Source organism: Aeromonas sp. DSM 116730, assembly GCF_046581335.1.
GTDB classification, from domain to species: domain Bacteria; phylum Pseudomonadota; class Gammaproteobacteria; order Enterobacterales; family Aeromonadaceae; genus Aeromonas; species Aeromonas rivipollensis.
Map to the genome: position 1 here is coordinate 2637090 of NZ_CP144265.1, position 22357 is coordinate 2659446.

Annotated in this window: 18 protein-coding genes; 8 read left to right on the forward strand and 10 right to left on the reverse strand. The window is 58.8% G+C overall.

Features of this window, described 5'->3' with window-relative positions:
* Positions 1 to 118: 118 nt before the first annotated feature.
* The 4 genes from Aeroheme_RS12030 to Aeroheme_RS12045 all read left to right on the forward strand — a co-directional run bounded on the left by Aeroheme_RS12030 (position 119) and on the right by Aeroheme_RS12045 (position 5689).
* Positions 119 to 1138: a putative 2-aminoethylphosphonate ABC transporter substrate-binding protein gene (locus Aeroheme_RS12030; protein WP_106886988.1), complete on the forward strand. Its 1020-nt coding sequence runs from the start codon at positions 119 to 121 to the stop codon at positions 1136 to 1138.
* A gap of 268 nt (positions 1139 to 1406) precedes the next feature.
* On the forward strand, positions 1407 to 2501 hold the full coding sequence (locus tag Aeroheme_RS12035) for a putative 2-aminoethylphosphonate ABC transporter ATP-binding protein (protein ID WP_411165905.1): 1095 nt from the start codon (positions 1407 to 1409) through the stop codon (positions 2499 to 2501).
* On the forward strand, positions 2498 to 4264 hold the full coding sequence (locus tag Aeroheme_RS12040) for a putative 2-aminoethylphosphonate ABC transporter permease subunit (protein WP_411165906.1): 1767 nt from the start codon (positions 2498 to 2500) through the stop codon (positions 4262 to 4264). Before Aeroheme_RS12035 ends, Aeroheme_RS12040 begins: the two co-directional genes overlap by 4 nt.
* An 18-nt stretch (positions 4265 to 4282) precedes the next feature.
* Complete coding sequence (locus tag Aeroheme_RS12045; RefSeq protein ID WP_411165907.1) at positions 4283 to 5689, forward strand: FAD-dependent oxidoreductase; 1407 nt, start codon at positions 4283 to 4285, stop codon at positions 5687 to 5689.
* 104 nt (positions 5690 to 5793) lie between these two features.
* On the opposite strand, the gene Aeroheme_RS12050 is transcribed toward Aeroheme_RS12045, so the two are convergent.
* Positions 5794 to 6249: a YcgN family cysteine cluster protein gene (locus tag Aeroheme_RS12050; protein ID WP_411165908.1), complete on the reverse strand. Its 456-nt coding sequence runs from the start codon at positions 6247 to 6249 to the stop codon at positions 5794 to 5796.
* Positions 6250 to 6712: 463 nt separating this feature from the next.
* Between Aeroheme_RS12050 and Aeroheme_RS12055 the strand changes: the two genes are divergently transcribed.
* Positions 6713 to 8596 carry a DUF262 domain-containing protein gene (locus Aeroheme_RS12055; RefSeq protein WP_411165909.1) on the forward strand — a complete coding sequence of 628 codons (1884 nt, stop codon included), beginning with the start codon at positions 6713 to 6715 and terminating at the stop codon, positions 8594 to 8596.
* A gap of 149 nt (positions 8597 to 8745) precedes the next feature.
* Here the strand turns inward: Aeroheme_RS12055 and sucD are convergent, their stop codons facing one another.
* The 8 genes from sucD to sdhC form a co-directional block, all read right to left on the reverse strand.
* Positions 8746 to 9618 carry a succinate--CoA ligase subunit alpha gene (gene sucD / locus Aeroheme_RS12060; RefSeq protein ID WP_042649072.1) on the reverse strand — a complete coding sequence of 291 codons (873 nt, stop codon included), beginning with the start codon at positions 9616 to 9618 and terminating at the stop codon, positions 8746 to 8748.
* Complete coding sequence (sucC, locus tag Aeroheme_RS12065) at positions 9618 to 10784, reverse strand: ADP-forming succinate--CoA ligase subunit beta (protein ID WP_106886993.1); 1167 nt, start codon at positions 10782 to 10784, stop codon at positions 9618 to 9620. The genes sucD and sucC overlap by 1 nt, the downstream gene beginning before the upstream one ends.
* A gap of 106 nt (positions 10785 to 10890) precedes the next feature.
* Entirely contained in the window at positions 10891 to 12081 is a 1191-nt protein-coding gene (odhB, locus tag Aeroheme_RS12070) for a 2-oxoglutarate dehydrogenase complex dihydrolipoyllysine-residue succinyltransferase (RefSeq protein WP_411165910.1), read from the reverse strand.
* Between the two features lie 92 nt (positions 12082 to 12173).
* Complete coding sequence (sucA, locus tag Aeroheme_RS12075) at positions 12174 to 14984, reverse strand: 2-oxoglutarate dehydrogenase E1 component (protein WP_411165911.1); 2811 nt, start codon at positions 14982 to 14984, stop codon at positions 12174 to 12176.
* A 114-nt stretch (positions 14985 to 15098) separates the two neighbouring features.
* The gene (locus Aeroheme_RS12080) at positions 15099 to 15815 is read right to left on the reverse strand and encodes a succinate dehydrogenase iron-sulfur subunit (RefSeq protein ID WP_025326736.1); all 717 of its coding nucleotides are present in this window, start codon (positions 15813 to 15815) and stop codon (positions 15099 to 15101) included.
* A 17-nt stretch (positions 15816 to 15832) separates the two neighbouring features.
* Positions 15833 to 17599, reverse strand: a complete 1767-nt coding sequence (sdhA, locus tag Aeroheme_RS12085) for a succinate dehydrogenase flavoprotein subunit (RefSeq protein WP_106886997.1) — start codon at positions 17597 to 17599, stop codon at positions 15833 to 15835.
* A gap of 1 nt (position 17600) precedes the next feature.
* The gene (gene sdhD / locus Aeroheme_RS12090; protein WP_005326929.1) at positions 17601 to 17945 is read right to left on the reverse strand and encodes a succinate dehydrogenase, hydrophobic membrane anchor protein; all 345 of its coding nucleotides are present in this window, start codon (positions 17943 to 17945) and stop codon (positions 17601 to 17603) included.
* Positions 17939 to 18328, reverse strand: a complete 390-nt coding sequence (sdhC, locus tag Aeroheme_RS12095) for a succinate dehydrogenase cytochrome b556 subunit (RefSeq protein WP_025326734.1) — start codon at positions 18326 to 18328, stop codon at positions 17939 to 17941. The genes sdhD and sdhC overlap by 7 nt, the downstream gene beginning before the upstream one ends.
* 423 nt (positions 18329 to 18751) lie before the next feature.
* Between sdhC and Aeroheme_RS12100 the strand changes: the two genes are divergently transcribed.
* The 3 genes from Aeroheme_RS12100 (at position 18752) to Aeroheme_RS12110 (ending at position 21037) form a co-directional block, all read left to right on the forward strand.
* Positions 18752 to 20038 carry a citrate synthase gene (locus Aeroheme_RS12100; RefSeq protein ID WP_041205909.1) on the forward strand — a complete coding sequence of 429 codons (1287 nt, stop codon included), beginning with the start codon at positions 18752 to 18754 and terminating at the stop codon, positions 20036 to 20038.
* A gap of 95 nt (positions 20039 to 20133) precedes the next feature.
* Entirely contained in the window at positions 20134 to 20448 is a 315-nt protein-coding gene (locus tag Aeroheme_RS12105) for a DUF4377 domain-containing protein (protein WP_106886998.1), read from the forward strand.
* A 94-nt stretch (positions 20449 to 20542) separates the two neighbouring features.
* A complete protein-coding gene (locus tag Aeroheme_RS12110) occupies positions 20543 to 21037 on the forward strand; it encodes a GNAT family N-acetyltransferase (protein ID WP_171276030.1) in 495 nt (164 codons plus the stop codon).
* Positions 21038 to 21099: 62 nt separating this feature from the next.
* On the opposite strand, the gene fabB is transcribed toward Aeroheme_RS12110, so the two are convergent.
* Positions 21100 to 22311 carry a beta-ketoacyl-ACP synthase I gene (fabB, locus tag Aeroheme_RS12115; protein ID WP_106887000.1) on the reverse strand — a complete coding sequence of 404 codons (1212 nt, stop codon included), beginning with the start codon at positions 22309 to 22311 and terminating at the stop codon, positions 21100 to 21102.
* Positions 22312 to 22357: the final 46 nt, after the last annotated feature.

Sequence of the window (22357 nt, forward strand, 5' to 3'; positions counted from 1 at the left end):
ACAGACAAGTTAAGTACGGCAAAACGTCACGGGGCCGTCACCGTACCGTCATAAAGTTCCCCTAGCCTCTGCTTCGACCAATCTGGTTTATACCAAGCCAACCAAAATGGAGAAGAGGATGAAACAGGGAACCCATTTGCTGGCCGCCGCCGTGCTGGCCGCCATGACAGCCCCGGCACTGGCCGCGACCGATCTCACCGTCTACACCGCCTTCGAGCCGGAGCAGCTCGGCGAGCTGAAGACGGCGTTTGAGCGCCAGCACCCGGATATCAACATCAAGTGGGTGCGTGACTCCACCGGGGTGGTCACCGCCAGGCTGCTGGCTGAAAAAGCCCAGCCCAAGGCCGACGTGGTGTGGGGACTGGCGGCCACCAGCCTGATGCAGCTCGATCAGCAGCAGATGCTGACCGGTTACGCCCCCAAGGGGCTGGAGAAGCTCGACAGCCGTTTTCGTGACGGCAAGGCCGAGCCCCACTGGATTGGTCTGGACGCCTTCTTCAGCGCCATCTGCTTCAACAAGGTAGAGGCAGAGAAGCAAGGAATACCGGCGCCGACCAGCTGGGCCGATCTCACCAAGCCCATCTACAAGGGCAAGGTGATCATGCCCAACCCCAGCTCCTCCGGCACCGGCTACCTGAGCGTCGCGGGCTGGCTGCAGACCATGGGCGAGCAGCAGGGCTGGCAGTTCATGAACGGCCTGCACCAAAACATAGACCGCTACACCCACTCGGGCTCGGCCCCCTGCAAGCTGGCCGCCAGCGGCGAGACGGTGATCGGCATCTCCTTTGACTTCCCGGCCACCAGCCTCAAGGCCAAGGGGGCCCCCATAGAGGTGGTGTTCCCGAGCGAAGGCTCGGGCTGGGACATGGAAGCCGCCGCCATCATCAAGGGCACCCCCAAGCTGGATGCGGCCAAGCAGCTGCTCGACTTTGCCGCCACCGAGCAGGCCAACGCCCTCTACAACAAGTCGTTCGCCGTGGTCGCCATCCCTGGGGTCGCCCAACCGAGAGCGGGCTATCCGGCAGATATCAAGGGGCAGATGATCGACAACGATTTTGCCTGGGCTGCCCGCGAGCGCAACGCCATCCTGACCCAGTGGAGCGCCAGCTTCGACGGCAAGTCGGAAGCCAAACAGTAACAGTGACAGGAGCGGTTTGTGCACCCCAGACAAACCGCTGCCAATCAACCCCTTGCCGAAGGCCAACAGGTGTTGGCCTTCTTTTTTTGCCTCGTATCCATGTTTGTGTCGTCCTCAATGGGCAGCTCCCCGCCCGTCTGCACGCGGCCAAGCCACCTGCCGAATGCCCGCCGTCATCTGACTGTCATCGAGCTGTCATCCCGCGATCACCTGACCGTCACACTTCACCCGCAAACTGGTATATACCAAATCAGTAGCGAGTCGAATCATGACCCAGCCCTATCTGGACATTCAACATCTCAACAAGCAGTTCGGTGCCTTCCAGGCCCTCAAGGGGATCTCTCTGACCATTGAGCCGGGGGAGTTTATCTGCTTTCTCGGCCCCTCCGGCTGCGGCAAGACCACCTTGCTCAGAGCCATCGCCGGGCTGGATCTGCCGGACAGCGGCGAGATCTGGCAAGGGGGGCGCAATATCTCCCGCCTGCCGCCTCAAGAGCGCGACTTTGGCATAGTGTTTCAGTCCTATGCCCTCTTCCCCAACCTGACGGTGGCCCAGAACATCGCCTTCGGCCTTGAGAATCAGGGATTGGCGCGCGATGCCATCAAGGAGCGGGTCGATCACTGGCTGGGTCTGGTGGATCTCGGTGCCCAGTCCCACAAGTACCCGAGCCAGATCTCCGGCGGCCAGCAGCAACGGGTGGCGCTGGCCCGGGCGCTCGCCCTCTCCCCCGGCCTGCTGCTGCTGGACGAACCGCTCAGCGCCCTGGATGCCCTGGTGCGCACCCACCTTCGCAGCGAGATCCGCGCCCTGCAGCAGCGCCTTGGCATCACCACCATCATGGTGACCCACGATCAGGAAGAGGCGCTGACCATGGCGGACCGCATAGTAGTGATGGAAGGCGGCCGCATAGTGCAGGTGGGCACACCGCAAGAGATCTACCACCAGCCTGCGAGCCGCTTCGTGGCAAGCTTCGTCGGCACCATGAACTTCCTCGACACCCTGGTGCTCGGCCCCACTCAGGTGCGCCTCAACGAACAGCCCTTGACGCTCGCCAACCGGGCCGCTGCCGGCAGCAAATTGCAGGTGGCCATACGCCCCGAGGCGATCACCCTGGGCGCCCCCCATGAGCCTTATCCAGGTCAACATGGCGTAGAAGCGCAGATCGATCAGGTAGAGTTTCTCGGCGCCGCCCAGCGCCTTATCTGCACCGCCGACACCTATCTGGGCCCGCAGCAAATTCTGGTGGAGCGCCCGACCCAGGAGCTGCCCCACCACGAACAGGGTGGCTGGCGAAGCAGCATGCGCTGCTCCCTGCACTGGCCCGCCGGGGCCATGCAGCTGTTTGAAGGGGAACGCCCATGAGCCCTCATCTCTCCACTCCGGCACTGGCAACCCCAGCACAGGCAACATCAGAACAGGCAACCCAAGAGCCCCAGCCTCGCTACCCCTTGTGGCAGCGGCTCTGCTCCGGCTGGAGCCGGGATCAGCTGCTGCAACTCCTGCTGCTTCTGCTAGGTATTGCCCTGCTCACCGGCGGCCTGCTGCTGCCGCTGCTCACCATGCTGCAAAAAAGCCTGCAAGACGAAAATGGCCTCTGGGTGGGGCTTGCCAACGTCAAAGCCTACATCGACTCCCCTCATCTGGGTCAAACCCTCGGCAACACCCTCTGGCTCGGGGTGCTGATCACAGCCCTGGTGGTGACCATCGCCTTCGGTTACGCCTATGCCCTCACCCGCACCTGCATGCCGGGCAAGAGCCTGTTTCGCCTCATCGGCCTTATTCCGCTCTTGATGCCCTCCCTGCTGCCCGCCATCAGTCTGGTCTACTGGTTTGGCAATCAGGGGATCGCCAAGGGGCTGCTCGGCGGCGAGAGCATCTACGGCCCCATCGGCATCGTCATTGGTCTGGGCTTCTGGTGCTTCCCCCACGCCCTGATGATCCTCATCACGGCGCTAGGTCAGAGCGATGCCCGCCTCTATGAAGCGGCCCGGGTGCTGGGCAGCAGCGGCTGGCGCACCTTTGTCACCGTCACCCTGCCCACCGCCCGCTATGGCCTGCTCAGCGCCGCCATCGCCGTCTTCACCCTCACCATCTGCGACTTCGGGGTGGCCAAGGTGATTGGCGGCCAGTACAGCGTGCTGGCCACCGATATCTACCGCCAGGTGATTGGGATGCAGAACTTCTCCCTCGGCGCCGTTGCCAGCGTCACCCTGCTGCTGCCGGCGCTGCTGAGCTTTGCGCTGGAGCACAGGGCGCGCAGCAAGATGCAGGAGCAGAGCAGCACCAAGGCGGTGCCCTATAGCCCCAAGCCCCATCGGCTGCGGGATCTGCTTGCGCTCGGCTGGTGCACTCTCTGGGCCCTGCTGTTTCTGGCGCTGGTGGGCATGGCGGTCTACGGCTCCCTGGTGCAGTTCTGGCCCTACAACCTTGGACTGACGCTGGATCACTACGCCTTTGACAGCAACAGCGTCTATGGCTGGCAGCCCTTTACCAACACCTTGCAACTTGGCCTCTATACCGCCTTGGTGGGCACAGTGCTGGTGATGGTGCTGGCCTGGGCACAGGAGAAGGGGCGCCACTTCGCGCCGCTGCGCCAGCTGCTGCATCTACTCGCCATGCTGTCGCTGGCGGTACCCGGCATGGTGCTGGGGCTCGGTTACATCTTCTTTTTCAACGGCAATCCGCTGTTTGGCAGCCTCCATGGCACCCTGCCGCTCATGGTGCTCTCCTGCGTCATCCACTACTACACGGTGGGCCATATGACGGCACTGACCAGCCTCAAACAACTGCCCAGAGAGCTGGAGCTGGTGGCCATCTCCCTGCGTATTCCGCTCTGGAAGGCGTTCTGGCGCGTCACCCTACCCGCCTCCCTGCCGGCGCTCTTGGAGATCTTCATCTATCTGTTCGTCAACGCCATGACCACCACCTCGGCGGTGATCTTCCTCTATTCGAGTGACAGCGTGCTCGCCTCCATCGCCGTGCTGAACATGGAGGATTCCGGCGATACCGCCGCAGCCGCCGCCATGGCAACCCTGATCCTGCTGGCCGCCGCCACCGTCAAGCTGCTCCAGCTCTTTTTGAGCCGCGCCCTGCTGGATCGCACCCAGCGCTGGCGCCACCAATAACCTTATCGAGGAGTCATTATGTCCACTCGCCCCTTTTGGCTGGCTGAGGCCCTGGCCACCGAACAACCCGCCCCCTCCACGCCCCTTGTCGGCAACCACGAGGTGGATGTCTGCATCATCGGCGGCGGTTTTACCGGACTCTGGAGCGCCATCGCCCTTAAACAGGCCGAGCCTCACTTGCGCATCCTGGTGCTGGAAAAAGATCTGTGCGGCAGCGGGGCCTCCGGGCGCAACGGCGGCTGCCTGCTCACCTGGTCGGCCAAATACCTGACCCTGAAGCGCCTGTTTGGGGAGCAGCAGGCCGCCTGGCTGGTGCGAAGCTCCGAGCAGGCGGTATACGAGATCGCCCGCTTCTGCGCGTCGCATCAGATAGAGGCGGAACTGAGGGTCGAGGGCACCTGCTACACAGCCACCAGCGAGGCCCAGCGGGGTCTGATGGAGCCGGTATTGCGGGAACTAAAGCGAGCGGACCTTAACCAGTGGCAGGCGATTGAAGAGGATAAACTGGCGAGCCAGAGCGGCTCCCACGTTCATCTGGAGGGGCTCTACAGCCCCCACGCGGGCTCGGTGCAACCGGCACTCTTGGTGCGCGGCCTGCTGCGGGTGGCACGGGAACTCGGGGTCGAGGTGTATGAAGGCTCCCCCATGCAGCGCCTCGACGCAGGCCAGCCTGTGCGGGTGCAAACGCCGCAGGGTGAGGTGCGTGCCCGCAAGGTGGTGCTGGCCCTCAACAGCGCCATGACGGCGCACTTTCGCGAGTTTCGCCGCAGCATAGTGCTGGTCTCCTCGGATATGGTGATAACCGACCCGGCGCCACAGGCACTGGCCGCCCAGCAACTCGCGCACGGTCGCTCCGTGGTGGATGGCCGCACCTTCGTGCACTACTACAGATCCACCCCGCAAGGGCGGTTGATGCTGGGCAAGGGGGGCAACACCTTCGCCTTTGCCAACCGCCATCTGGCCGAGTTCGATTCCCCCAGCCGCTATCTTGCCCCCCTCACCCGCACCCTGCGCCGCTTCTTTCCGGCCCTTGCAGAGGTGCCCGTCGCCGCCAGCTGGTGCGGCGCCTCCGATCGCTCGGTGGATGGCCTTCCCTTCTTCGGCCACTGGCGCGCGCAGCCCAACGTCGTCTATGGCCTCGGCTATTCGGGCAACGGAGTGGCCCAGAGCTGGATGGGCGGTCAAATACTGGCGGCCCTGGTGAGAGATGATGTGCGGGAAGCGGATAAACCATGGCGCGAATGCGCCCTGGTGAGCGGCCCGCGCGGCTATTTCCCGCCGGAGCCCTTGCGCTGGCTGGGGGCCATGGTGGTACGCAACGCCATCCGGCGCAAGGAGCGAGCGGAAGATGAAAACCGCCCTGTGGCCTGGTATGACAAACAGCTGGCCCGGTTGGCGGATGCGGCGGGCAAGGCGGACAAATAGGGGCCGCCTGGCACGCCAGAATGCAGCAGGGGCAGGAGAGTATGACTCCCCTGCCCCTTCGTTGTTGCTACGGTTCGGCAACTGGCCCGAAAAAGGCTCTGGCGTTAGCTGGCCCAGGTGATGATGTGATCTATCCAGTCGCCGGCATGGGCCTCGTGCACCACCTTGCCGCGCACCGACTGGCCGGCCTGATGCATGGCGCTGCGGCTGCCGGTGATGAGCGGATGCCACTCAGGCAGGCTCTGCCCCTCTGCCAGCAGGCGGTAGGCGCAGCTCGACGGCAGCCAGTCGAACTCGGCAATCTTGTCGAAGGTGATCTGCAGGCAATCCGGCTCTTTTTTAAAGCGGTTGCCGTAATCGGAGCACTGGCAGGTCTTGGTATTGAGCAGGTTGCAGGCCACGTTGGTGAACACCAGCTCGTCGGTGTCCTCGTCGATCAGCTTGTTCAGGCAGCATTTACCGCAGCCATCGCACAGGGACTCCCACTCGGACATGGTCATCTGTTGCAGGCTCTTCACCTGCCAAAAGGGGGCGTTCTGCACGGGTTCACTCTGCTGCATAAAAATTGGCTCACTCAATACACTGACAAGCGCGTGGTTATACGCCCTATGGCCCGATTTTTCAAGACTACGGCGCACAGTACAGCGGATGCTGTCAACAGTGGATGCTGTCAACAGTGGATGCTGTCAACAGTGGATGCTGTCAACAGTGGATACAGGAATGTACTAGACGTCGGAGCATAACCGAGTATGACGGGTTCGTTGAGATCGAGCCCCCTAATTCAATATCCTAGTTTTCTCTACCCAGGAGGTGGATGTCCCGAGAGATACCAAAAAGTGGATTTCACAGATTTTCTGTGTCAAACGCACTGACTCTATAATATTATTCTAACAACCAGTTTATTACCTTGCGCAAGTCAGTCAATATGATATAAACGATGAAAGATCTTACTTTATGTAAGATGTAATATATGCACATGCTTTTATAAAAAAGCACCACCTCTCAAACTTTGGATGGTTCAAGATGACAGAAATCAATCACCACTTGAGAACGATAAAAGAGGTTTTATCGAAGACATATAAAGTTCCATTTTATCAAAGAGAATACCGCTGGAAAAGAAAGCAATTTGAAGAGCTATTTACAGATTTGCAAGATGAGTTTTTACAGCATTTTGATGAAACACATGGAAGAGATCAAGTCGCCCAATATAAAAGCTATTTTCTTGGCGCAATTTTGACTACAACAGATCAGCAAACATCAAGAAAAATAATCGTTGATGGTCAACAAAGACTGACATCTTTAACTTTGTTTTTTATATACGCACTTAAGCAAAGAAACCTATCTGCGGCGTTAAAAGTTACAGATTTCACAAGCTTGATAAAAACTGAATCCTTCGGAACCCCTGTGTTAAATTTCGAGTCTGATCATGACCGTTCAAAATTAATAAATCTATTGGTTGAAAATGACGGTTCAGAAGAAAACTCGGCTTTTGACTTTGTTGATAATGCTGACTCTGGAACAAAAAATATCTTTGAAAGATATAATGAAATTGAAGATGTTTTAGATGATGATATAAAAAATAAATATTTTTCATACTTTGCTGATTGGGTAGCTGAAAAAGTAATTCTTTTTGAGATTGTTGTCCCAACGGAGCATGACGCCCATAAAGTATTTGTAACCATGAACGATCGAGGTCTTAATTTAACGCCAGCAGAAATGCTTAAAGGTTTTCTTTTATCTAAAATATCAAATCAAATAAAGCATCAAGAAGCACACCAACTCTGGCAAGATAGGACTAGAGAGCTCAAAAAAATTGATCATGAAGAAGACTCAAACTTCATCAGAAACTGGCTTCGAGCAAAATATGCAAGTTCAATTAGAGGTAAGTCTGTTGGAGAAGAAAAAGGAGACTTTGAAAACATTGGTGATTCTTATCACAGGTGGCTTCATGAAAACCGTGAATCAATAGGGTTAAACACAGGTGACAATTATCAAAGCTTTGTTCTAGACAACTATGATAGATATTCAAAGATATACTTAAGATTACAAAAATACGCATGTGAATTCACAAAAGGATATGAAGCCGTATATTACAACGCAAGCAAGGAAATTTCTCTTCAGAATATGGTCATTCTATCTAGTATACGTCTAGATGATCCTGATGCAGTAATTGACAAGAAAATTGATATTGTTTCAAAATATATAGATTTCTATACAACGGCAAGATTAATAAACAATAAGAAAAACACTTATGATAATTTGAGGGACTTATTCTTTAGTCTGACGGTAAAAGTTAGAGATAAAGATATATTAACCCTAAGACAAACACTACGTGCACATGCTGATGAACTAGAATTCGGTGTTACTACCATCGAGAATTTCACATATGAAAAAGCACAAACAAAAAATATTCTCCATATTCTAGCAAGAATTGCATATTACATCGAAGATGGAATAGAACAAACAAATTCTGTAGGATTTCCTTCCTACGTAGATAGAAAAAGAAGTAGTCGTACATACGATATTGAACACATTCTGTGTGACGATTACAATGTTTTTGAACAATCATCGACCTCCTCTGAAAATGATTTTTCATCTCCTTTAGAATATAGGAGAGAGCGAAATAAATTAGGCGGTTTGATTCTACTTCCTAGATCTAGGAATAGAAGTTTAAAAGACAAGCCTTACTTGAATAAACTTTCTAAGTATATGAGTGAAAATGTGTTAGCCCAATCACTTGGCAAAGACTTTTATGAAAACAACCCGCAGGTAGAACGTTTTGTAAGTGATTCGAGATTAGGTTTTCAATCGTATGAAAAATTTAACAAAGCGGCATTAAATAGTAGAGAAGTGCTTTATATTAATATAATAAGAAAAATTTGGGATATAGATTCCATTCTTGAATGAAAGGCTTTATAGCTGCATCATTTTGCAATCTCATCACCGATCTATAAAGTGATTGGAATGGTAGAACAGTGCTGAATATATGTGAGAAAAACATAAAAATGCCGCCCATCGGGCGGCATTTTGCTATCTGAGATAACAGGCTAACTAACTTACCAGCCGGTTACTTCGCGCAGGGCCTTGCCGATATCGGCGAGGGAACGCACGGTTTTCACGCCGGCATCTTCCAGGGCGGCAAATTTCTCTGCTGCCGTGCCTTTACCACCGGCGATGATGGCGCCCGCATGACCCATGCGCTTGCCAGCCGGAGCGGTGACGCCCGCGATATAGGAGACCACCGGCTTGGTGACGTGGGCCTTGATATAGGCCGCCGCCTCTTCTTCGGCGCTGCCGCCTATCTCGCCGATCATGACGATGGCTTCGGTCTTTGGATCGTTCTGGAACATCTCCAGGATGTCGATGAAGTTGGAGCCCGGGATGGGGTCACCACCTATGCCGACGCAGGTGGACTGGCCGAAGCCCTCGTCCGTGGTCTGCTTGACCGCTTCGTAGGTCAGGGTGCCGGAGCGGGAGACGATGCCCACCTTGCCCGGCTTGTGGATGTGACCCGGCATGATGCCGATCTTGCACTCACCCGGGGTGATCACGCCCGGGCAGTTGGGCCCGATCATCCGCACACCGGTTTCCTGCAGCTTCACCTTGACCTGCAGCATGTCCAGGGTCGGGATGCCTTCGGTGATGGTGACGATGAGCTTGATGCCCGCATCGATGGCTTCCAGGATGGCGTCCTTGCAGAACGGGGCCGGAACATAGATGACGGAGGCGGTGGCGCCTGTGGCTTCCACGGCGTCACGGACTGTGTTGAACACCGGCAGGCCCAGGTGGGTGGTGCCACCCTTGCCCGGTGACACGCCGCCGACCATCTGGGTACCGTAGGCAATGGCCTGTTCGGAGTGGAAGGTACCCTGACCGCCGGTGAAGCCCTGGCAGATCACCTTGGTGTCTTTGTTGATCAGAACGCTCATTATTTGGCCTCCGCTGCTTTAACCACTTGCTGAGCTGCGTCAGTCAGACTCGTTGCGGCGATGATATTGAGGCCGCTGTCGGCCAGTTTACGGGCACCCAGTTCGGCATTGTTGCCTTCCAGACGCACAACTACGGGCACCTTGACCCCCACTTCCTTGACCGCGCCGATAATGCCTTCCGCGATCATGTCGCAGCGCACTATGCCGCCGAAGATGTTGACCAGCACGGCTTGTACCTTGCTGTCAGACAGAATGATCTTGAAGGCCTCGGTCACGCGCTCCTTGGTGGCGCCGCCGCCGACGTCCAGGAAGTTGGCCGGGGAACCGCCGTGCAGGTTGACGATGTCCATGGTGCCCATGGCCAGACCGGCGCCGTTGACCATGCAGCCGATGTTGCCATCCAGCGCCACATAGTTCAGCTCCCACTGGGCGGCGTGCGCTTCGCGGGGGTCATCCTGGGAGGGATCGTGCATCTGGCGCAGCTTGGGCTGACGGTACAGGGCGTTGGCATCGATGTTGATCTTGCCGTCCAGGCAGTGCAGGTTGCCCTTGTCGGTGATGACCAGGGGGTTGATCTCCAGCAGGGCGAAGTCGCAGTCCAGGAACATCTGGCCCAGACCCATGAAGATCTTGGTGAACTGCTTGATCTGATCGCCGACCAGACCCAGCTTGAAGGCCAGCTCGCGGGCCTGATAAGCCTGCGGGCCCACCAGGGGATCGATGGCAGCCTTGTGAATGAGTTCCGGGGTTTCGTGGGCGATCTTCTCGATGTCCACGCCACCCTCGGTGGAGGCCATGAAGACAACGCGGCGGCTGCCACGGTCAACCACGGCGCCGAGGTAGAGCTCCTTGGCGATGTCGGTGCAGGACTCTACCAGGATCTTGGTGACCGGCTGACCATTGGCGTCAGTCTGATAGGTCACTAGGTTCTTGCCGAGCCAGTTCTGGGCGAAGGCGCGGATCTCGTCCTTGCTCTTGGCCAGCTTGACGCCGCCCGCCTTGCCACGCCCACCGGCGTGGACCTGGCACTTGACGACCCAGGTGTTGCCGCCAATCTTGTCGGCCGCTTCGGCCGCTTCCTGCGGGGTAGCGCAGGCATAACCTTCGGAGACCGGCAGGCCATACTCGGCAAACAGCTGTTTTGCCTGATATTCATGCAGATTCATAGATGCTCTATCCGTGTTGTAGGTATTTCCGTCCGGGGCTCGTGTTTCTCAATCCCCTGTGAATGGGGGCCTGGGCGGCCCCTCGTTATCTTTCAGTCACTCTTGCTCAGACATCCAACAGCAGACGGGTCGGGTCTTCCAGCAGCTCCTTGATGGAGACCAGGAAGCCCACGGACTCGCGGCCGTCGATGATGCGGTGATCGTAGGAGAGCGCCAGGTACATCATCGGCAGGATCTCGACCTTGCCGTCGACGGCCATGGGTCTGTCCTGGATCTTGTGCATCCCCAGAATGGCGCTCTGGGGCGGGTTGATGATGGGGGTGGACATCAGGGAGCCGAACACGCCGCCGTTGGTGATGGTGAAGTTGCCGCCGGTCAGTTCGTCCACGGTCAGCTTGCCGTCACGACCCTTGCCCGCCAGATCCTTGATGGCCTTCTCGATGTCGGCGAGGCTCATGTTGTCGCAGTCACGCAGCACAGGGGTCACCAGACCACGGGGGGTGGAGACGGCGATGCTGACGTCGAAGTAGTTGTGGTACACCACATCATCACCATCCAGCGCCGCGTTCACTTCCGGGTAGCGCTTGAGGGATTCGACCACGGCCTTGACGTAGAAGGACATGAAGCCGAGCTTGATGCCGTGCTTTTTCTCGAAGATCTCGCCGTACTGCTTGCGCAGCTTCATGATGGGCGCCATGTTGATCTCGTTGAAGGTGGTCAGCATGGCGGTGGTGTTCTTGGCCTCCAGCAGACGCTCGGCGATGCGCTTGCGCAGACGGGTCATGGGCACGCGCTTCTCGGTGCGACCGGCCAGCGGGGCTATGGGCGCAACAGGTGCGGCTGCCACGGCGGCGACGGGGGCTGCCGGCTTGCCCAGGTTCTTGATGAAGACATCCACGTCTTCCTTGGTGACGCGACCGCCCTTGCCGGTGCCGGTCAGCTTGGCCACGTCGATGTCGTGCTCGGCTACCAGGCGGCGCACTGAGGGGCTCAAACCGTCGGCAGCGTCATCGGCTGCCACTTCCACCGGCTTCTCCTTGGTCTCTTCACCGGCCACAGGGGCCGCCTTGAGGATGGCGATCAGCTGGCGGGAGAGCACGGTCGCGCCTTCCAGTTGCAGGATGTCGCCCAGTACGCCGGCTTCCGGCGCGGGGACTTCCAGCACGACTTTATCGGTTTCGATGTCAACCAGTACTTCGTCACGGGCAACCAGATCACCCGGTTTCTTGTGCCAGGTGGCGATGGTGGCGTCCGCCACTGATTCCGGCAGGTCCGGTACCTTGATCTCGATAGTCATGTAATCAGTTCCTTGTTACTTCTTGGCCAGCAGGCTTGTTCCAGAGACGGAGAGGGTCGGCTTCACAGTGCCCCCTCCCCTTCACAACTCGTTTATTCCAGGGTCAGCGCGTCTTCCACCAGGGCTTTCTGCTGCTTGGCGTGGACAGACATGTAACCGACGGCCGGTGAGGCCGAGGCCGGGCGACCGGCGTAACGCAGACGGGCATTGCTTGGCAGCACGCTGTCATAGTGATGACGAGTGCTGTACCAGGCGCCCTGGTTCTGCGGCTCTTCCTGACACCAGACGAAATCGGTGACGTGGGCATAATCGGCCAGGATGGCGCGCACTTCCTCTTCCGGGAAGGGGTAGAGCTGCTCGATCCGTACCAGCGCCACATCCTGCTGCTCCGCCTTGCGACGGGCATCGAGCAGGTCGTAGTAGACCTTGCCGGAGCAGAAGACCACCCGTTTGACGGCTTTGGGATCCAGGGCATCGATCTCGCCAATGGCGTTCTGGAAGGTGCCGGTCGCCAGCTCGTCGAGCTTGCTCACCGCCAGCGGGTGGCGCAGCAAGGACTTGGGCGTCATCACGATGAGCGGACGGCGCATCGGGCGCACCACCTGGCGGCGCAGCATGTGGAACACCTGGGCCGGGGTGGAGGGCACGCACACCTGCATGTTGTGCTGGGCACACATCTGCAGATAGCGCTCCAGACGGGCGGAGGAGTGCTCAGGGCCCTGGCCCTCGTAACCGTGGGGCAGCAGCATGGTCAGACCGCACATCCGGCCCCACTTCTGCTCGCCGGAGGAGAGGAACTGATCCACCACCACCTGGGCACAGTTGGCGAAGTCGCCGAACTGGGCTTCCCAGATGGTCAGACCGGCCGGCTCGGCGCTGGCATAGCCATATTCGAACGCCAGTACCGCATTCTCGGTCAGCACGGAGTCGTAGATCTCGAACGGACCTTGCTCGTCGTGCAGGTTGCACAGCGGGGTGTAGGTGCTCGCATCGATCTGGTTGTGCAGCACGGCGTGGCGATGGAAGAAGGTGCCACGGCCGGAGTCTTCCCCGGTGAAGCGGATGCGCGCGCCCTTGTCCACCAGGGTGGCGTAGGCCAGGGTCTCGGCAAAGCCCCAGTCCACCAGCTTCTCGCCAGCGGCCATCAGGCGGCGGTCTTCGTAGATCTTCTCGACCTGGCGTTGCAGCACATGGGTCGCCGGGTACTGGCTGATGCGCTCGCCGAGGGACTTGAGGTGATCCATGGGCACAGTGCTGTCGTAGCTCATGGCCCAGTCGTGACCGAGGTACGGGGTCCAGTCCACGGAGTGCAGCTCCATGGGACGCCACTCCTTGCTCACCCGCTCGCCCCGATCCAGGGTATCGCGATAGTCGTTGACTAGCGTGGTGGCCAGCTCAGGGGTGATGGTGCCTTCGCCAATCAGCTGATCGGCGTAGATCTTGCGCGGCGTCGGGTGCTGCTTGATCTTCTGGTACATCAGGGGCTGGGTCGCGCTCGGCTCGTCGGCCTCGTTGTGACCGTGACGACGGTAGCAGACCAGCTCGATCACCACGTCGCGCTTGAAGGTGTTGCGGTAATCCAGCGCAATCTGGGTCACCAGCACCACGGCTTCCGGGTCATCCCCGTTGACGTGCAGTACAGGTGCCTGCACCGCCTTGGCGATGTCGGTACAGTATTCGGTGGAGCGCAGGTCACGTTGATAGGAGGTGGTGAAACCGACCTGGTTGTTGATGACGATGCGCACAGTGCCGCCGACGCCGTAGGCACGGGTCAGGGACATGTTGAAGGTCTCGGCCACCACACCCTGCCCCGCGATGGCGGAGTCACCGTGGATGGTGATGGGTAAGACGCTGGAGCCGTCCTTGTCACCGCGTCTGTCCATACGGGCACGGACCGAGCCGATGACCACGGGGTTGACGATCTCGAGGTGGGACGGGTTGAAGGCCAGCGCCAGGTGGACGTTGCCGCCCGGGGTGGCGAAGTCGGAGGAGAAGCCCATGTGGTACTTCACATCCCCTGTGCCCCAGGATTCGCCGTGCTTGCCGGCGAACTCGTCGAACAGCTCCTGGGCGCGCTTGCCCAGCACGTTGATCAGCACGTTCAGGCGACCCCGGTGGGCCATGCCGATGACGGCCTCTTTGCAGCCCTGCTCACCGGCGCGGCGGATCAGCTCCTTGAGCATGGGCACCATGGCATCGCCCCCTTCCAGGGAGAAACGCTTGGCCCCGGGGAACTTGGCACCCAGGTATTTTTCCAGCCCTTCGGCGGCGGTCAGGCTCTCGAGGAAGCGGGTCTTCTCTTCGAGGGTATAGGTCCCCTTCCCTTCGATGGATTCAAGACGGTCTTGCAGCCAGCGCTTCTCCTCGGTGGAGGTGATGTGCATGTAGTCTGCACCTATGCTGCCGCAGTAGGTTTTCTTCAGCGAGGCGTAGAGATCGGAGAGCACCATGGTCTCGCGACCTATGGCGTAGGAGCCCACATTGAAGGTGGCCTCCATGTCTGCGCCCTGCAGGTTGTGAAATGCCGGGTCGAGCTCGGCAACGGTTTCACGGGTCCAGAGGCCGAGGGGATCCAGATTGGCATTCTGGTGACCGCGGAAGCGGAAGGCGTTGATCAGCTGCAGTACGCGCACCTGCTTGGCATCCACCTGGGGATCGGAGACAGGGGCGCTGTAACGGGAGGGATCCTTGGCCAGGCGGCGGAAATAGTCGCGAACCTGGGAGTGGGGTTGTTCAACTGCATGGCCATTGACCTGGGGCAGCTCGCTAAACAGGCTGCGCCACTCATCGGCCACGGAGTCGGGGTTTTCCAGGAAGGATTCGTACAAATCCTCAATGTAGCTTGCATTCGCACCAGCCAGGTGAGATGACTCCAACCAGGCCTTCATCACGCCGTTATGCATTTCTATCCCTTGTACATCTTGTTCACTGCAGCGCAGCTTGTAGGGTCATAGCCATCCCGGGGCGGGATGGCTATCCAGAGGTCGGGCCCGGCGCAAGGCGCCCTGGCCCTGGTATCAAACAGCCCGGTTGAGCAACATCGACTTGATCTGACCGATGGCCTTGGTCGGGTTCAAGCCCTTGGGACAGACGTTCACGCAGTTCATGATGCCGTGGCAGCGGAACACGCTAAAGGCGTCATCCAGGTTGCCCAGTCGTTCAGTGGCGGCGGTGTCGCGGCTGTCCGCCAGCCAGCGGTAGGCGGCGAGCAGCCCGGCCGGGCCTATGAACTTGTCCGGGTTCCACCAGAAGGAGGGGCAAGAGGTGGAGCAGCAGGCACAGAGAATACACTCGTACAGGCCATCCAGCTTGGCGCGCTCTTCGGGGGATTGCAGGTGCTCACGCACGGGCGGCAGTTTTTCATCGTTGATGAGGAAGGGCTTGACCTTCTCCCACTGGGTGTAGAACTGGGTCATGTCGATCACCAGATCGCGGATCACCGGCAGACCAGGCAGGGGCCGGATGACGACCTTGTTGCCCTTCTTCAGCAGATCGGAGAGCGGGGTGATGCAGGCAAGACCGTTCTTGCCATTCATGTTGAGACCGTCTGATCCACAGACCCCTTCGCGGCACGAGCGGCGGAAGGAGAGGGTGGGATCCAGCTCTTTCAACTGGATCAGTGCGTCGAGCACCATCATGTCGGAACCTTCAGGAATATCAAGACGATATTCCTTCATATGCGGGACGTTATCAACGTCCGGGTTATAGCGATATACCGAGAATGTGACGTTCATTGTGCTTGGCTCCGCAATCAGTAAGTCCGGACCTTGGGCGGGAACGCCTCACGGGTCTTGGGTGACATGTTGACCGCGCGACGGGTCATGGACTCGGTGTCCGGATGATAGAGGCTGTGGCACAGCCAGCTCTCGTCGTCACGCTCCGGGAAGTCGAAGCGGCTATGGGCACCCCGGCTCTCGGTACGGAAGTTGGCGGCAACTGCGGTGGCAAACGCCGTCTCCATCAGGTTGTCCAGCTCCAGGCACTCGATGCGCTGGGTGTTGAACTCCTTGGAGGTGTCGTCCAGACGGGCATTCTTGAGGCGCTCGCGGATGAGTTTCAGCTCGGCCAGCCCTTCTGCCATGGCGTCCCCTTCACGGAACACGGAGAAGTTGTTCTGCATGCAGCGTTGCAGGTCACGGCGGATCTCGGCGGGATCCTCGCCATCGCGGTTGTTCTCCCAGCGATTGAAGCGGGCCAGCGCCGCGGCGATATCGGATTCGGACGCATCGCGGCCATGATCCATCTCGCCCAGGGTCTCCACCAGGTGCATGCCGGCGGCACGACCGAACACCACCAGATCCAGCAGGGAGTTGCCCCCCAGACGGTTGGCACCGTGCACTGAGACGCAAGCTATCTCCCCCACTGCGAACAGGCCGACCACGGGGACGTCGTTGCCGTCTTTATCCTGGGTCAGGCACTGGCCGTTCACGCTGGTCGGCACGCCGCCCATCATGTAGTGGCAGGTCGGGATGATGGGAATGGGTTCCTTGACCGGATCCACGTGGGCGAAGGTGCGAGAGAGCTCGCAGATGCCCGGCAGACGGGATTCCAGTACCTCTTTGCCGAGGTGATCCAGCTTGAGCTTGATGTGCGGGCCCCAGGGACCGTCACAACCACGACCTTCGCGGATCTCGATCATGATGGAGCGAGCCACCACATCGCGACCGGCCAGGTCCTTGGCGTTGGGCGCATAACGCTCCATGAAGCGCTCGCCATCTTTATTGAGCAGATAGCCGCCTTCACCACGGCAACCCTCGGTCACCAGTACCCCTGCCCCGGCGATGCCGGTGGGGTGGAACTGCCAGAACTCCATGTCCTGCACGCCGACCCCGGCACGCAGTGCCATGCCGACGCCGTCACCCGTGTTGATGTGGGCGTTGGTGGTGGACTGGTAGATGCGACCGGCGCCGCCGGTGGCGAGCACCGTGGCCTTGGCCTTGAAGTAGACGACTTCGCCGCTCTCCATGTCGATGGCGGTACAGCCGACGATGTGGCCGTCCTGGTTCTTCACCAGATCCAGGGCATACCACTCGGAGAAGACGGTGGTCTTGTTCTTGACGTTCTGCTGATACAGGGTATGCAGCAGGGCGTGACCTGTCCGGTCGGCAGCCGCCGCGGTACGGGCCGCCTGCTCGCCGCCAAAATTCTTGGACTGACCGCCGAAGGGGCGCTGATAGACAGAGCCGTTGTCGAAGCGGGAGAAGGGCAAGCCCATGTTCTCCAGCTCGTAGATGGCCTCGGGGCCGGTCTTGCACATGTATTCAATCGCTTCCTGGTCACCGATGTAATCGGAGCCCTTGACGGTGTCATACATGTGCCACTGCCAGTTGTCGTCATGGGCATTGCCCAGGGCGACCGTGATCCCGCCCTGGGCGGAAACCGTGTGGGAACGAGTCGGGAAAACCTTGGAAAGCAGTGCACAGCTCTTGCCGGACTGGGCAATCTGCAGCGCGGCGCGCATGCCGGCACCACCGGCACCGATCACGACCGCATCAAATTCACGAGTTGGAATAGTCACCTTACACACCCCACAGCACGACGAAACCCGTCATCAGATAGACGAACAGCACCACCACCAGCGCAAACTGCAGCGCACCGCGCAGCCCGACCGGCTTGATATAGTCGGTCAGCACCTGCCACAGACCGATCCAGGCGTGGATCAGGACGCACAAGAGCGTCAGCAGGGTGAAGACCTTGGTGAAGGTTGTGGCGAAGAAGCCGGTCCACACCTCGTAGGTAATGTCGTTGAAGGCGACAAAGCCGACCAGGTAGAGGACGTAAGCCGTCATGATGAGGGCGGTGGCGCGGATCAGGATGTAATCATGAACACCGCTGCGCCCGAAAGTTGCAGAATTGGTTACCATACCAGTACCCCCGCCAATACCGCCAGAATCCCGGTAATCACGAAGCCCACCCGGGCACTCTGATTCGCGGAATCCAGCTCTTCCCAATGCCCCATGTCCATGACCAGGTGACGCAGGCCGCCCACTATGTGGTATGCCAGCGCAGTCAGGATCCCCCACAACACGAACTTGACCAGGAAGTTGTCCATGATGGCAACGACGGTTTCAAATCCTTCGGGAGAGGAGAGTGAAGTACCAAGCATCCACAGCAAGATGGCCAGCGCCACAAAGGTGATGACCCCTGAGACACGGTGCAAGATGGAAGCGATGGCGGTGACAGGAAAGCTGATCGTTTGCAGGTCGAGGTTTACAGGTCTCTGTTTATTTTTCACGGCTTTGCCCACTCAGCTCCATTGAGCACGTTAGTTATTGTTTTCACACGCTTTGAGGGCTAGGAGTGGCATTTGTTAGGTTTTTGTTACCAAAACAACTCGGAAAAGCCAAAAACAACATTTTAGATATCACATCTGGCTTTGCGAAAGCGTTTCAAACACCGACGGCCATCACCCACGAGGCGCAGTATATCGGCGGCCTTAACCAATGACAATCAATTAGCTACATAGAAAACCCAAAACCGTAAACCAGATCTCACAACCGCTTTAACAAGTCATTAATGATCATTCAAGAAAATTGACAAGAAGGTGGTTCTCTGGTTCAAATAAGGCGCTCCAGCCGCCGTGGTACGGGTAAGAACCTTTGCCAGCGTCATGAAAGTCGTAATAAAGTAGGACTGGAACCAAATTATAAAAGAGCAAAGGAGACGTGCTATGGCTGATAAGATAGCCACCCTACATCTGCCCGGAAAAGAGCCGGTAGAACTACCGATCCTGTCCGGTACTGTTGGACCCGATGTAATCGATGTCAGAAAACTGGGCGCGCAAGGGTATTTCACCTTCGACCCTGGCTTTATGGCCACCGGTGCTTGCAAATCATCCATTACCTATATCGACGGAGATCAGGGTGTCTTGCTGCACCGTGGTTATCCCATCGCCCAGTTGGCCACACAGGCCAGTTACCTGGAAGTCTGCTACATACTGCTGTACGGCGAGGCGCCCACCAAGACGCAATACGCGGAATTTGAACGCCTGGTCACCCGCCACACCATGGTGCATGAGCAGATCGCCTTCTTCTTCCGCGGCTTCCGCCGTGACTCCCACCCCATGGCGATCATGTGCGGTGTGGTCAGCGCACTGTCCGCCTTCTATCACGATGCCCTCGACATCAACAACGAAGAGCATCGCGAGATCTGCGCCTTCCGTCTGCTCTCCAAGATGCCGACCCTGGCCGCCATGTGTTACAAGTACTCCATCGGCCAGCCCTTTATGCAGCCGCGCAACGCCCTCTCCTATGCCGGCAACTTCCTGCACATGATGTTTGGCGTGCCGACCGAAGAGTACAAGGTCAACCCCATCGTCGAACGAGCCATGGATCGCATCTTCACCCTGCATGCGGATCACGAGCAGAACGCCTCCACCTCCACGGTGCGTCTGGCCGGCTCCTCCGGTGCCAACCCGTTTGCCTGTATCGCCGCGGGGATCGCCTCCCTGTGGGGACCGGCCCACGGTGGTGCCAACGAAGCCTGCCTCAAGATGCTCGAAGAGATTGGCTCCGTGGATCGCATCCCCGAGTACATTGCCAAGGCCAAGGACAAGAACGACCCCTTCCGTCTGATGGGCTTCGGTCACCGGGTCTACAAGAACCACGATCCCCGTGCCACAGTGATGCGCGAAACCTGCCACGAGGTACTGACCGAGCTGCAGATCAAGGATCCGCTGCTGGATGTGGCCATGGAGCTGGAGCGCATCGCGCTCTCCGACCCCTACTTCATCGAGAAGAAGCTCTACCCGAACGTGGACTTCTACTCCGGCATCATCATGAAGGCCATCGGCATCCCCATGTCCATGTTCACCGTGATCTTCGCCATCTCCCGCACCATCGGCTGGATCGCCCACTGGAACGAGATGCACTCGGACCCGGATCAGAAGATCGGTCGCCCGCGTCAGCTCTATACCGGCCTGGCCCAACGGGATTTCACTCCGCTCGATCAACGCTGATCCGGCAAGTTGTCATGGTTTGTTACAAAGGCGGTCATTGACCGCCTTTTCATTTGAGGGTTTAATCGCGCCCTTTTACGCCAAGGACACCCGTCATGAAAGCTCCCCTGCTCCTCTGCTCCGCCCTGTTGCTCAGCGCCTGCCAGAGCACCCCGACCACAGAGACCCTCTATATCCAGGACAAGCTGGCCGACTGCGTCGGTGTCGCCCCCATGAAGTGCATGCAGGTGCGCAGCCAACCTGGTGAAAGCTGGACCCTCTTCTACCAGCAGATCGAAGGCTTCACCTTCGAGCCCGGTTTCCGTTATCAGCTGGAAGTGCGCACCGAGCAGCTCACCGACGTGCCGGCGGACGCCTCCTCGGTGCGCTATCAGCTGATCAAGGTGGTGAGCAAGCAGGCCGTTCGCTGAGCCTTGAGGGACCCCGGTTCCGTTTGCGCGCCCCTTGGGTTATGCTGACCCCCTTCTTTCATGGGTTGACCAGGGGCGCACGCCCTCCAGTACGATGATCAAGATAAGAACCATACGGCCCCCAGACTGGCCCGCCATCATGGCCATTCAGAGCGAGTGCTACCACCAGCTGGAGCCCGAGCCCCTCGAGGTGATGAGCAACAAGGCAGAGCTCGCCCCCGCCTGCTGCTGGGTCGCCGAGCGTCAGGGCCGGGTACTCGGTTACCTGCTCTGCCATCCCTGGCGCGCCCACTGCCCTCCTCCGCTCTCGCAACCCTTGCAGCCCCTCACCGACCACGAGGAGTTCTACCTGCACGATCTCGCTGTCAGTGGCGAGGCGCGAGGCCTGGGGGTGGGCCAGCGGCTGCTCGCTACCGCTCTCGCCTTTGCCAGCGATGAGGGTTACCAGCATGCCGGGCTGGTGGCGGTGCAGGATGCCCCGGCCTTCTGGCGCAAGCAGGGCTTCGTGCCAGCCAGGACCCCCAAGTCGCTGGAGGAGTACGGCGAGGGCGCCGTTTATATGCGGCTACCCCTGGCCGAACCGGCCTGAGGCCCAGTTCAAGCCCAATAAAAAAGGCGCCTTTCGGCGCCTTTTTTCACTTCATCGGTTCATCAAGCCTTGAACTTGCTGAAGACCAGGGAAGCGTTGGTACCGCCAAAGCCGAAGCTGTTGGACATGACGGTATTGAGATCGGCGGCTTCGTAGGCGCGCACTATGGGCAGACCCACAGCCTTCTCGTCCAGGTTCTCGATGTTGATGCTGGGGGCGATGAAGCCGTGTTCCATCATCAGCAGGGAGTAGACGGCCTCGTGCACACCGGCGGCGCCCAGGGCATGACCCGTCATCGCCTTGGTGGCGGAGAGCTTGGGCGCATTGCTGCCAAACAGGGTCTGGATGGCTTCCAGCTCCTTGGTATCACCGACCGGGGTGGAGGTACCGTGGGTGTTGATGTAGTCCACGGAGCCGACGTCCTTCATCGCCATCTTCATGCAACGCACAGCGCCTTCACCGCTCGGGGCGACCATATCGTAGCCGTCGGAGGTGGCACCGTAACCGGTGATCTCGGCGTAGATATGGGCACCGCGGGCCAGGGCATGTTCCAGCTCCTCGACCACCAGGATGCCGCCGCCACCGGAGATGACGAAACCGTCGCGGTCCGCATCATAGGTACGGGACGCCTTTTCCGGGGTGTCATTGTACTTGGTGGAGAGGGCGCCCATGGCATCGAACTGTATGGTGGAAGACCAGTCCAGCTCCTCGCCGCCGCCGGCGAAGACGATGTCCTGCTTGCCAAGCTGGATCAGCTCCAGTGCGTGACCTATGCAGTGGGCAGAGGTGGCACAGGCGGAGCTGATGGTGTAGTTGACACCCTTGATCTTGAACGGGGTGGCCAGGCAGGCAGAGGTGGTGGAGGACATGGTACGCGGCACCATGTAGGGACCCACGCGCTTGACCCCTTTCTCACGGGCAATGTCCGCAGACTCCGAGGTGTTCTTGCCGGAGGCGCCGCCGGAGCCGACCACTATGCCGGTACGCTCGTTGGAGACCTGATCCTCTGGCAGACCCGCATCAGCGATGGCCTGCTCCATGGACAGATAGGCATAGGCCGCGGCGTCACCCATGAAACGCATGACTTTACGGTCGATCAGTTCAGACGGATCGAGTTTGATGTTACCCCAGACACGGCTGCGCAGGTTGTACTGTTCAAACTGCTCGGAATAGGTGATGCCGGATTTGCCTGCTTTCAGGGAGGCCAGCACCTCTTCCTTGTTGTTGCCGATACTGGAGATGACGCCGATACCGGTGATCACTGCTCTTCTCATTAATTCATCTCGTCTGGAAAAACTGGCACCGAGTCTACCCGCTTTC

Coding starts and splice junctions, on each gene's coding strand:
- Aeroheme_RS12040 (WP_411165906.1), top strand. CDS start 2,498: ATGAGCCCTCATCTCTCCACTCCGGCACTGGCAACCCCAGCACAGGCA.
- sdhD (WP_005326929.1), bottom strand. CDS start 17,945: ATGGTAACCAATTCTGCAACTTTCGGGCGCAGCGGTGTTCATGATTAC.
- Aeroheme_RS12055 (WP_411165909.1), top strand. CDS start 6,713: ATGACAGAAATCAATCACCACTTGAGAACGATAAAAGAGGTTTTATCG.
- Aeroheme_RS12080 (WP_025326736.1), bottom strand. CDS start 15,815: ATGAACGTCACATTCTCGGTATATCGCTATAACCCGGACGTTGATAAC.
- sucC (WP_106886993.1), bottom strand. CDS start 10,784: ATGAATCTGCATGAATATCAGGCAAAACAGCTGTTTGCCGAGTATGGC.
- Aeroheme_RS12050 (WP_411165908.1), bottom strand. CDS start 6,249: ATGCAGCAGAGTGAACCCGTGCAGAACGCCCCCTTTTGGCAGGTGAAG.
- sucA (WP_411165911.1), bottom strand. CDS start 14,984: ATGCATAACGGCGTGATGAAGGCCTGGTTGGAGTCATCTCACCTGGCT.
- fabB (WP_106887000.1), bottom strand. CDS start 22,311: ATGAGAAGAGCAGTGATCACCGGTATCGGCGTCATCTCCAGTATCGGC.
- Aeroheme_RS12110 (WP_171276030.1), top strand. CDS start 20,543: ATGATCAAGATAAGAACCATACGGCCCCCAGACTGGCCCGCCATCATG.
- odhB (WP_411165910.1), bottom strand. CDS start 12,081: ATGACTATCGAGATCAAGGTACCGGACCTGCCGGAATCAGTGGCGGAC.
- Aeroheme_RS12100 (WP_041205909.1), top strand. CDS start 18,752: ATGGCTGATAAGATAGCCACCCTACATCTGCCCGGAAAAGAGCCGGTA.
- Aeroheme_RS12035 (WP_411165905.1), top strand. CDS start 1,407: ATGACCCAGCCCTATCTGGACATTCAACATCTCAACAAGCAGTTCGGT.
- sucD (WP_042649072.1), bottom strand. CDS start 9,618: ATGAGCGTTCTGATCAACAAAGACACCAAGGTGATCTGCCAGGGCTTC.
- Aeroheme_RS12030 (WP_106886988.1), top strand. CDS start 119: ATGAAACAGGGAACCCATTTGCTGGCCGCCGCCGTGCTGGCCGCCATG.
- Aeroheme_RS12105 (WP_106886998.1), top strand. CDS start 20,134: ATGAAAGCTCCCCTGCTCCTCTGCTCCGCCCTGTTGCTCAGCGCCTGC.
- Aeroheme_RS12045 (WP_411165907.1), top strand. CDS start 4,283: ATGTCCACTCGCCCCTTTTGGCTGGCTGAGGCCCTGGCCACCGAACAA.